Source organism: Dinghuibacter silviterrae (genome assembly GCF_004366355.1).
In the GTDB taxonomy this organism is placed as follows: Bacteria; Bacteroidota; Bacteroidia; order Chitinophagales; family Chitinophagaceae; genus Dinghuibacter; species Dinghuibacter silviterrae.
Window position 1 is genome coordinate 137,699 of sequence record NZ_SODV01000001.1, and the last position, 11,500, is coordinate 149,198.

The 11,500-nt window shown below is 52.6% G+C and carries 9 protein-coding genes; all 9 read right to left on the reverse strand.

The window, feature by feature from the left end; genetic code table 11:
* Positions 1 to 56 precede the first annotated feature (56 nt).
* The gene (locus EDB95_RS00680; protein ID WP_246073423.1) at positions 57 to 1,115 is read right to left on the reverse strand and encodes an ROK family protein; all 1,059 of its coding nucleotides are present in this window, start codon (positions 1,113 to 1,115) and stop codon (positions 57 to 59) included.
* Between the two features lie 254 nt (positions 1,116 to 1,369).
* Positions 1,370 to 1,750 (reverse strand): VOC family protein, encoded by a 381-nt coding sequence (locus tag EDB95_RS00685; protein WP_133989588.1) that lies wholly within the window; start codon positions 1,748 to 1,750, stop codon positions 1,370 to 1,372.
* A gap of 76 nt (positions 1,751 to 1,826) precedes the next feature.
* On the reverse strand, positions 1,827 to 2,516 hold the full coding sequence (locus EDB95_RS00690) for a DUF4397 domain-containing protein (protein WP_162852437.1): 690 nt from the start codon (positions 2,514 to 2,516) through the stop codon (positions 1,827 to 1,829).
* 94 nt (positions 2,517 to 2,610) lie between these two features.
* Positions 2,611 to 3,372 (reverse strand): hypothetical protein, encoded by a 762-nt coding sequence (locus EDB95_RS00695; protein WP_133989592.1) that lies wholly within the window; start codon positions 3,370 to 3,372, stop codon positions 2,611 to 2,613.
* 11 nt (positions 3,373 to 3,383) lie between these two features.
* Entirely contained in the window at positions 3,384 to 4,403 is a 1,020-nt protein-coding gene (locus tag EDB95_RS00700) for a TlpA family protein disulfide reductase (protein WP_133989594.1), read from the reverse strand.
* Positions 4,404 to 4,472: 69 nt separating this feature from the next.
* Positions 4,473 to 5,453, reverse strand: a complete 981-nt coding sequence (locus tag EDB95_RS00705) for a DUF1735 domain-containing protein (protein ID WP_162852438.1) — start codon at positions 5,451 to 5,453, stop codon at positions 4,473 to 4,475.
* A gap of 40 nt (positions 5,454 to 5,493) precedes the next feature.
* Positions 5,494 to 7,128: a SusD/RagB family nutrient-binding outer membrane lipoprotein gene (locus tag EDB95_RS00710; protein ID WP_133989598.1), complete on the reverse strand. Its 1,635-nt coding sequence runs from the start codon at positions 7,126 to 7,128 to the stop codon at positions 5,494 to 5,496.
* A 12-nt stretch (positions 7,129 to 7,140) separates the two neighbouring features.
* Positions 7,141 to 10,293, reverse strand: a complete 3,153-nt coding sequence (locus tag EDB95_RS00715; protein WP_133989600.1) for a SusC/RagA family TonB-linked outer membrane protein — start codon at positions 10,291 to 10,293, stop codon at positions 7,141 to 7,143.
* 465 nt (positions 10,294 to 10,758) lie between these two features.
* Positions 10,759 to 11,493: a DUF1735 domain-containing protein gene (locus EDB95_RS00720; RefSeq protein WP_133989602.1), complete on the reverse strand. Its 735-nt coding sequence runs from the start codon at positions 11,491 to 11,493 to the stop codon at positions 10,759 to 10,761.
* Positions 11,494 to 11,500 lie beyond the last annotated feature (7 nt).

An 11,500-nucleotide genomic window follows, 5' to 3' on the forward strand; every position in this document is an offset into this window, starting at 1 on the left:
GGACAAAGGGCTCCCCTTACCCGTAGGTATCTAAAAAAATGTAAGATCGATTGGGATCAGTAGTGATGATCCATTACCAGGGCAGCTGCCCCGATGATGGCCGCATTGTAGCCCAGCGTCGAGACCTGTATGCTCGTGCCGGATGCAAGGCGGGGTATGCAGTGTTCATTTAATGCTTGCTGGATCGGTGTCTGCCAAAGGATGCCGGGTGAAGCGCCCCTGCCGCTCAGGATGATCGTTTCCGGGTTCAGCAGGTGGATCAGCACCGCCGCTCCCCGCCCGAGGGTATATCCCGCTTCCGACAAAAGACCTATGGCAAATTGGTCGCCCCGGCGCGCAGCCTCGGTGACGGCCTCCATATCCTCTTCGTGGTGGCTTTCCGACAACCTCCTGATCAAGGACTGTTTGCCTTGTTTCAATCCTTCCCTTGCCTTGTCCAACACCACCAGCAATGATGCTTCCGTTTCCAGACATCCCCTTTTTCCACAACTGCAGATCTTGCCGTTAAGGAACAAGGGTAGATGACTAAACTCACCGGCAAATCCATTCTCCCCCCTGAACAATTCCGAATTCAGCACCAAACCCAGCCCTATGCCCCAGCTTATGTTGATCACCATCGCCGTTTTCCTATCTCGCGCTGCACCGAACTTTAGTTCCGCCAGGGCGATAAGGCTGGAGTCGTTACCAATAAAAACAGGCAGTTGGAGCCTGTCTTCCATATATGCTGTCAGCGTACCCGAAGGCGCCGCCAAAAAAGTAAAATTCACCCCCTTGATCGGGTCCACAAACCCCGGCATCCCGATGCCAACCCCCGCGATCCTTCCCCGGTCCACCCCCGATGCCCGGATCACGTCATCGATCCGGTCCGTCAACTCCTGTAAGGAGCGGGGATTATCTTCCAGGGGCAGTTCGAACTTTTCCAACGCCCCCAGGGGTTTGTTATACATATCCAGGAGGACGATCCGGGTGATAAACTGATCCACCGCGACCGACACGACATACATCACATCGGGTCTGAGGGCGTACCTCAGGCTTCGCCTTCCCCCGGTGGAAGGCGCCAGGCCGGTGTCCACCGCATAGCCTTCTTCCACCAGTTCATTGAGAATTTTGGTCACTATGGGCAGACTTTTGCCAACTCGGTCGCTTAGCTCTGCGCAGGAAAGCGACTCAGAAAAATATAATTGCTGGATTATACTTTTTCGATATGACAAATGCTTCTCACCCATTGAGCGAATATACGCTCTTAGATTTCTCAATACTTTAACTAAGGTAGAGAAACTTTATAAAAAAATAATAGAAGTATGCAAACTTTTTAAAAAAATAGACAAGATCGGTGTAAACGGCGACAAAATAGGTAAACCCTCGGTGCTTAAGGCTGCGTCTGCCGGTCATAGTTCAACATCCAGGTGAGCCCAAACCTATCCCTGACCACCCCAAAAAGGGCGCCCCAGGTCTGGGTCATAAGGTCGCAAACGACCTCACCATTGATGGACAATCGTTGGAAAAAAACATGGATCTCCTCCTCGCTGCCGCAATTCAGGGACAGGGAAATAGAATTTCCCTGGATAAGGGTGTAGGGGCCATGCATGTCGGACCCCATCAGCAAAAGGTCGCCTTTGCTTAAGGAAGCGTGGACAATACGCTGTCCGCCCTCTACCAGTTCAAGATCGGCCCCCAGACACTCCTTGTAAAACGTCATCGCCTCCCTGCAACGGCCGTTGAAGTGAATATAGGCGTGTATTTGCGTCATTGTACAAAAGTACCGGCACGTAAGCGGCCTGGTAGCGGCAAAAATGGACAACTTAGCGGTGCATTTGGGACAAGGGCTAGTACTGCGCCGTCAGTACATTCAAGTACAAGCTATCCTTCGGCCCGTCGATAAAAATGGTATAGGCCACTCCGCTCTGGAACCCGACCTGCGACGCACTCCCCAGGGTCGTATCCGTACCCGCTTTTTTGACCGTAACCGTATAGTAACCATACGCATACGCATTAAATGCGTTAAAGTCCGGCTGGGTGATATTGTCGGCCGGGGTCCGGGCGGACTGAACCTTGTTGCCGGCCAGGTACAGGTCGACGGCGCCTGCACTGGGGCTCATGTTAAAAAAGCGGTAGTACGCCTGGCCGGAGGCGACGGCGGAGAAGTCATCCTGAATCTTGACCACCTTGGCGGATCCATTCACGGAATCATTATACAGGAGCAGCGTGTAAAATTGGGCGGTATCATAGGCGGAGCTTGGTATGTCGCCCAGGACCGTACCCGTGGACGTCTTGAACTTGACGTCATAAGTAACCGGGTAAAAATGGCCGTAAGAACCGGAAAATTGGAGCGGATTCAACAGGGTAGATGCCAGGGAGTCATTGAAATACAATTCCGCCGCCGGCGAGTAGTAGGCCAGGTGCAAAAAGGAGATATAGGCGTATTGCTGGTTGGAATTGTTCGTATTGGAGGGCGTCTTGAGACAGGAACCGAAGAACAACAACAAACAAGCAAACGAAAGGAGGCGTTTCATCATGACGAGCATTTTGCGTTATAAACGCTTCCCGGCGCTGAAATGTTGGGCCTCCGGCGCCTTTTGTTGCGGCGGCGGCCACTAATTTTCGCGGCCATTAATTTTCCTGGACCGAATGCCGGGTGACATTCCCATTCGAACCGCCCATCCCCGGCCGGTGATCCACCGTGATCGGTACGCTGTATACGATCGTACTGCGGACGGGCTTGCCATTGACCCGGGCGGCCGTGAATTCGTAAGCGTCGGCCGGCAGGTGGTTGATCTCCCGTTCCTGGATGATCTCCTGCACGGTGGGACCGACGTACATCACCTTCCATTTGAGGAGTTTTCCCGTCTCCGAAATGGTAAACATATAAGTCATTTTTACGTCGGACGAAATGCCCTTCAGGTCCGGCGGATAGTCCCGGGGGTCGAACAACAGCAGGAAGCCATAGTTCACACCCCCTATCTTCCGGGGCGGCAGCACGGTATCCGTTTCATCCGTGATCGCTTCCACCGAATATTGGGTGGCGACGAACGTATTGACGTCCGTGGTATCGAACAGTAAGGTATCCTTGCTGAAATCGTATTGCTGTACAAGGACGCCCCCGTCGTAGTATTCCCATACGCCTACCTTTTTGTTGTCCTTGTAGTGACCCTTGACGAGCTGTTCCTTTTTGTTGGTTTCCACGCTATACAGGCCATCCTTGTCTTTGTGACTATAGGCATCCGCCTCATAGATCTCCCACAGGTAACGGGAAACACCCCGGCGAATCGTTCTGATCAGTTTCTCGGAACCCGGGTCGCCTTTTACCGTTTCCTGGGCCCAGGCGCCGGTGGTGATACCGCATAATAAAAGGAGGAGCATAATGAATTTCATGTCTATGACGATTAATGTGATACGAAACGATGTAGTACGCTTTGCAGGGAATCTGCCGGAATTCCTTTGGCGATGACTTTTTTATCGGGACCGATCAAAAAATTGAAGGGGATGCTGTCAAACCGGAACGCCTTCACCGAAGGTCCCTTCCATATATTTTCATCGATCAATTGTACACCGCTATAACTGCCTGTAGTGACCATATTTTTCCATGCATCCAACCGGTCATCCAATGCAACAGACAAGACGGCCAGCGGCCGGCCGTCCATTTTCCTGCCCTCCTCCTCCACGGCATCGAGATAAGGCTTGCTCCGCATGTCCAACGGTGACCAGAAATTGATCAAAATATACTTATTTGTGATGGAATACGTTGAAAATTCCAGCCCGTTTATATCCGGAAGCGTCAATTCGGAGACACTATCCCCTACCCGGAGCGGGTTCTCGAATAACCGGGTGTACTCCAGGGTAGCCTTTACCAGGGTCTGTATACCCTGATGCCGGGGAAAACGCACCCCTGCCCGGTGCATAAAACTGTCCAAACCCTTGTAATCAGCCCCAAAATCCAGCATCCCGTACGCCGCTAAGAACAGGGCCGGGTTCCTGACGGTATCCGCAAACACCAGGTCGCGGCCATACCGTTCGCTCGCGACACACTTCGCCTGGTCCTTTTGAAAATCCTGCCATTCGGTGCTGGCCGGGGATTGTCCAAAGGAATAGACACCGGTTCCATAGTTGCAAAAAATATCGATATTCCTGGCATCATTGACAAAAAGAATGTCGATATCCTTGTCGGCAAACACCACCCGGAAAAGCCTTTCTTCACCGGGGGGGAGTTCGATCGCTATGGAGTCCCTGTTGCTCGCCGCTTTTCCCGAATCAAGGATGGTGGATTTTTCCCCATTCAAACCTAGCGCTTCGACATAGTACTGCCGGTTGAAAGCGCCCCTCAGGTGCAAGACAGCACTTTCTGAAGACTTATGCCTGCAAGCCGCCAGCGCCAGGACCATGCATATCGATAAAAATACTTTCATATAATCCATATATGCAAAAAGCTATCGGAAAAGATAGCTTTTTGCATGTACTAATATAGGGAGAAGATACTACTGATCGGACACCATCTCCATATAGACCTGCCGGGTATATCCCGTCTGCCCCGTAGCACCACCGGCATAACCGACGTGTAACCAATAGATCTTTTTGGTAGCGTCGTAGGAGTTGTTATAGGTGGAAGACAGGTAGGGGGAGGTACCGGGGGCATTCGGCGCCGCACCGGAATAGTTAACGTTACCCGGGTTGTCCAGGGTCATGAACCCTGAAGCAGGGGAAGCGGGCGCATTCCCGGCCGCGGTATAGCCGGTCAGGGCGCCACCGCCATCGGGGGTACTGGCCACAAAGTAATAGGGGTTACCACCAGCAGGAAGGTCGCCTATGGGGAACTTATTGGTCGTCACCCCGGTCGTGTACACCCGGTAGTCGCCGCTGATCGCGCGGGGTGACGACGGGTGAAAGAAATAACCGGTCGTGGTATACGTCCCCGCGTATTTATTGTTCAGGACGAACGTATACATGGCCGTGCCGTAGTTAGAGCTGACAACCCCGTAGGAGGAACTGGTGATCGTCAGCGGAAGGCAATAGCTCTTCGTATAATCGTAATCGGAAGCGCCCGTTACCGTAAACCGGGTGATGGTGCTGGGCGTGCCCTTTTTGATAACGATGCTGGAGGGCACCGAAAAAACATCGGTAGGGGGCAGGATATAGCTGGTGCCCTGGTCGTTGTTAAAGGCAGTCAATGCCGCCGTATCGATCGCGATGCTTACGGTGATGTCTGTGGGTGCATCGTATTGGGCCCCGGTCCAGTTGACATTGACATTGAAGCCCCCCGTGTCTCCGACAAGGGTAACGCCGTTGTCGTATTGGGGATAGATGCTGGTGTAGGAAATGGGAACAGAGCTGTTCATGAACTCCACGACGTTATTGGTGCCCAACGAGGGATCAGCCGGCGTCTTCGTGTCTTTAAGACAGGACGTCAGAACCGACACTATCCCGAGCGCCAACATCACCGATGTTATATTGAGTTTCATCTTCATAATTTGCGTTTTTATCATTACAAAAAGACCGGATTTACGGCAGTGCCCAGAATATGAGAGAAGTATACGGGCTGACCGAGGCCGGCACGTTTGACGCGTTAGAGGAATATTCCGTATTGGGATACATGATCCTCGTCGGCAGCTTATCCGGCCGGGTCGCCTGGGACAAGGTGGACACCATGGACGTGTAAGGGTTGGAAGTAAAGGATGACGAAACGGGGTAGCGTGTCCTCCGGTACTCATTCCAGGCCTCCTGGGAGGTGATCATGTTGACGGCAATATACTTCTGGGTGATGATGGCCTCCAGACGCTGCGCGTCGCTGGTGGCCACGCCATAGTTGGCCAGATAGCTCGTGGCGTTGGCCGCCTGGTAAGCGACAGCGCTGTCCGCCGGGTTAAACCCTGCGGCGAGGCTCCCGTTGGCCAGTTCATATAGGTAATTGTACGAAGCAACGATCCCGGCGTTGAAATTGGTCTGCGCGGACCCGGTGACAATACCCCTCAAATTGGCCTCGGCTTGAAGGAAATAACTTTCGGCCGCCAGGATAAGCGGTTGCCCCTGGGTAGGATCTTTCATGATCCCGATGTTTCCACCAAGGCTGTTGGTGGAGGTGATGCTCGAAGGCGATTGGCCAAAGGACGTGCAATACCAGGCATTGGTAAAGGAGGGCGCGAAGGAGATCGAAATCGGACCGCCATACCCCAATTGATTGGCGTAGGCATAGTAGCCGTTGGCGGGGTTGATCGAGTCACAGTCGTAATAGATCGCCCTCATCCTGGCGCCGTCGTTCAGCTTTTGCCCGTTATAGAAGCCAAAAGCATAAAGACAAGCCATCCAGGCGCGGTTGGCCGTGCTGTTGTCATAGTGGGCGACCCAGGAATCCCAATTCGGGTTTTGCTGGGTAGCACCACCGGAACCCGACCCTTTGTTATAGCCGGGATTGACGATGGCGTCCGTTGTCAGGAAGCCCGCCGCATCAAAGGTCGTATTGGGGAAAGAAATGACGGAAGATGCCCTGATGATCAACCTCAGTTTCACCGTGTTGGCGAATTGTTTCCAGGTCGCCATCGTGCCGCCGAACATGGGATCGGACGAAGCGGGCATCGCGACGACGTCGCTCGGCGCGTTGTTGATCAGGTTGATGGCGGTGTCGAGCAGGTTCGCCAGGCCGACATAGATCGCGGACGCGCTGTCATACTTCGGGCTGACGATGGCCGGCGCTTTCAACGCCTGGGAATAAGGACAATTGTTGTAGGCGTCTACAAGCAGTTCGAAGTTATAGGCCTTCATGATGTCACCTATGGCCGTATAGTAGGCCATGTCCGCGCTGTCCTTGGTCTCATTGATCACGTATTGAAAATCCTGAAGGGCGTCATACGTACCCGACCAAAGATTGGTATAGTCACTGGTGCCCCAGTCATACGTCCACCAGTCGCCGAAACCGCCGTAGCCACCGGCGTTCGCCTGCATGCCCGCCGTTTCCGCCCCGTAGGTATTAAACCCGGAAGCATTGGCTGCCGTATAGACGATCGCCTCGGGCAATACATAGTCCGGCTTGCTGGCCGTGGGGGAGTTCGGATTGGTATTGATGTTGAGATACTTTTTGCAAGAGGCGCCCATCACCGTGATCGCAGCCGACGCTATTATGATAATCGCTGATTTTTTCATACTTCCTGTAAATTAAAAGGTTAAGGAGATCGATCCGCCGTAGTAACGAACGGGGGGATTCTCCAGATTGGTTACCCCGATACCGTTGCTCGCAGAACCGGCATCACTAAACTCGGGGTCGGTATAAATGTTGGATTTGGGCAGCCACTCAAACAGGTTGCGACCCTGGAGCGCGATGGTAGCACCCTTTAGGACACGGGTCTTGGACGCCCATTTCTGGGGCAGGTCGTACGAAATGCTCATCTGGCGTAATTTCCAGAATGCACCGGACGTCACGTAGTTGCTGGTGACCCCCATGTTTTCGGTCTGGTCGGTCCAGAAACCGTCGTTCCCGTTACCGTTCTGGATAACCGCGGTTTTATTGGCGATATAGGTGCCCGGGTGATTGGGGTCCTCGTATACGGAGTTCGGGAATACAAAGCGCTGACGGTTGAAGGTAACCGTACGGATGCTGGTCCCGGACCAGTCGTAGGTGGGACCGCCGTTGTTGAAGATCCTGTTGCCACCCCTGTACTCGAACAATACGAAGAAGTGGACATTTTTATAAGACAAGTTCAGGTTCAGACCCAATTGGTCCTTAACGGCTGCACTCCCCAGTATCTTGATGTTGTTGTTGACAAGGGGCAGGCCGCTCTGGGCATTCACAATGACATGGCCTGAAGCGTCACGCTGGTAGTCTGTTCCCATGATGACGGGGAACGTATACCCCGGCACGGCAAACGAACCGGCGGCGCCATAAGCGGCGATTTGCAGGTTTCCGACCAGGGCGCTGTTGATGGAAATGACCTGGTTGTTGTAGTGAGAATAATTGCCGCCTACGTCCACCGTCCAATTCCTGCTTTTAAACGCAATGACATCGAGCTTGGTCTCCAATCCCTTGTTGGATACTTCCCCGGAGTTCAGGAGGAAATTGGTAAAGCCGCTGGTGATGGAAATCGTGGCGGGAATGGTTTGGTTGGTCGTATGGGTGGCGTAGTAAGTAACGCTGCCGCTTACCCTGCTGTTGAACAAGGCAAAGTCGCCACCGAATTCGTACCCTTTCGTGATTTCAGGCAACAACGGGTTTTGTACGACGGTATTGGTCATCGTGTAACCGGGAACGCCGTTGTAAGGGAAACCCAGTTGCTGTGCGAACGTGGTCATCAGCGAATAGGCACCGAAGCTGGTCGAGTTCGGGTCGGAGGTCAGGTTCACCTGGCCGACCTTGGACCAGCTTCCGCGGAGTTTCAGGTAGTCGAGCCCCTTGATGTCTTTCAGCGCGCGGATCGCATCCGTTGCCATAAAGGACAGCCCTACCGAAGGATAGAAGAAAGAGTTGTTCGGCGGGTTCAGGATGGAGACCCAGTCGTTCCGTCCGGTGACATCCAGGAACAGGTAGTTATGGAACCCGATTTTGAAGTCTCCATAAGCACCCACCAGGCGTGCCTGATAGTAACCGTTGCTGGCGGTAGGTTTGTTATAGGAGTTCGAGAAGTTGAAAAGACCGGGGGTATTCAGACCCGATACCGAAGCGCTGGTATAGTCAGACCGGTTGTTGTGCAAAGAAGTACCGCCCACCAGGTTAAAGGAAAAGTCCCGGATGGTTTTCTTTGCCGTAAAGTACAGGTCCGACGTCAGACGGGTATAATAGCTGTTGGTTTGCGTCACACCACCCGCGATGTTCGATTTGGAACCACCGCTCTCGGTGATGGCGTATGACGTATAGGTGAACTTGTCGACGGTCTGCAGATCGGAAATGTTATCCGTGGTCAGACCCAGGCGATAGGTGAAGTTCAGGAAAGATACCGGCGCCCAGTCCAGTTGAACGTTCCCGATTAAATAGTCGTTCCGGGTGTGTTCGCGGTTGTTGGCCGCTTCGAAATAGGGGTTCTGGTACCAGGGGTTTTCATACCCGTTCGGGTTGGCGAACTTGTTCGTCTGCCAGTCCTTGAACTCCAAAATGGGCACGTTGGCCGGGATGTTCAAAAGGTTGTTATAAATGTCGTTTGTCTGTGTAGTGATGTTGTACCGGTTTTGCGTATAGCCGAGCGAATACTGGGCGGATACGTGGTTGACCAGTTTCTGAGTGCCGTTCAAACGAAGGGTGGCCCTGTTATAGGCGTCGCCGGGCATGATCCCTGTGACATTGGCATACTGGCCGGCCAGGTAAATGGTGGAGTTGTCGCCACCGGTAGTCAGGTTGAAATCCGTTTGGTTGGTGATCCCGGTATTCCAGAATTTCTTCCGGTCGTTATTGGCGGAATATTTTACATACTGTTGGGAGCCATCCTCCAGGGGGTTGCCCAATTTTACGGTGGACCCGTTAAACCGGGGACCATAAGACTGGTTTTCCAGGTCCGAAAAAACCGGGGTACCGTCGGGGTTTACGCCATAGCCGTTACCCCCGCCGCCGAATTCGGTCTGCAGCTTCGGGAAAAAGGCGACGCTTTGGGCGGTGAAGGTCTGAGCGATGCCGACGGAGGTTGCGCCCTTACGGCCCTTCTTCGTCGTAACGATCAAGGCGCCGTTGGAGGCATCGGACCCGTAGAGGGCCACGGCGCTGGCGCCATTCAGTACCTCGATGTTTTCGATGTCCTGCGGGTTCAGGTTGCCCAACACCGCATTGGGTACCACCGAGCCGTCCAGGACGATCAGCGCCTGGTTGTTCCCCAGCAGCGACCGCTGGCCGCGCAATACAAGACGATAGCTCGGGTTGACCCCGCCGCTGACGTCGCTGACTTCCAGACCGGCGACTTTACCAGACAACGAAGCAGCTACGTCGACCGGCTTTGTCGCCACCAGTTCTTCTCCTTTTACGTCCGTGGCGTTGTAGCCTTGTTCCTTTTTCCTGGCCTTCAAACCACCCGCGGTCACCACCACTTCATCCATGGTGCTGATGCTTTGGTTCAGGACGACCGTGTACCGGTCGGAGGAGCCGACGGTGATTTTTTCGGCGTTGAAGGCAATGGCCGAGATAAGGAGTACCGTACCCTCCTTGGCATTGATCTTAAATTCTCCTTTTCCATTGGTAACGGTACCGGTTTTGGTACCCTGCAGTCGGATGGACGCGCCCTCGATAGGCTGACCGTCCTTGGTGGCAATCTTACCGGTGATCGTTTTGGTTTGAGCTAGTGCCGCAATAGAATACAGCATTAACACCGATAAGAGTGTAATTAATTTTCTCATGTCTGTGATTTTTTGAAATTATCCAGTAGCAAATTATCGTAAAATAATTCTTTAACAAAAAAATATGTTTTCAGGTGGGGTCAAGATTTTTACAACACATAATTTTTAATTAAAATATATCTAAAAAATCAACCAAGCTAAAAGGATTTATCTTAGTTATTTAGAATATAATATCAACAATATCAAATTGTTATAAAATATTTTTAGATAATTTACATATATTTTTAATATCACATTGAAGAGCAAAAAAATCTTTAAACTGACAAAACAGATCTTTTTTTCAAAAATCTTCAAACAATACCAACTGTAGCAAAAATTTGAGGCCGTCGCGAGCCAAATTTTTTTCTAAGTATAAATACCTAGACGCCTGATAAGCACTAGATAAGCGAAGCACATTTAGATTATCTAGTGAAAAAGAAAAAGCCGGCCCCATACGGGAGCCGGCCTCTTCTTTTTCACTGTCCCCTAATACTGGGGATAGTTGTAGGACGCGGGCGACACGATCTGGATGTTGACAAGGACCGTGTTGTAATTACTGATCTTTTGAGAAGCGCTTTTGATGGTCACCGGCAGGATGTAGTTATGGTTAAACGCCCTGACCGGGTTTCCATTGGCGTCGGTATACATACCGGTGGTCGTATCTATGACCGACGTGTTCACCGTGACCCATAGAGGGGACGTCCGTTGCCCGCCGGGAATCGTCACCGTCCAGGAACTGACGGTATAATCGGCAGCCGGAAGCAATTCATAAGACAGGGAAGTGATCGGGGCGCCGTTAAAGGACCACCCGGCATAGTTGCCGTTGGGACCATAGCCGTTCGTCTGGTTGGTATACCCCGGATACACGCCGCCCAACGCGGCATTGATCGAATCGAGGGCGGCGGTGTCTATGGCCAGGGTAGCCGTATTCTGGGAACCGGGCACCGAAGGCGATGCCACATTCACGTAGATGGGCGTGCCGCTGGTGTCCGACTTATACGTGACCGTATCGGCATAAGCGCCGTAATCGGTGATCGCAAAGCCGTTGGGCAGGATATTGGGGGGCAGGGTCGACGCCGGGGCCGCCATGGGCAGCTCGATCAGGGTTCCTACTGTGGAATAGTCGATATAATACTTATTGTTTTTCAAACAGCCCCCGAGGGCAACCCCTGCCATGATCAGCAAGCTCCAGTATATCGTAGGTATGTTTCGTTTTTGCATAGTGGTA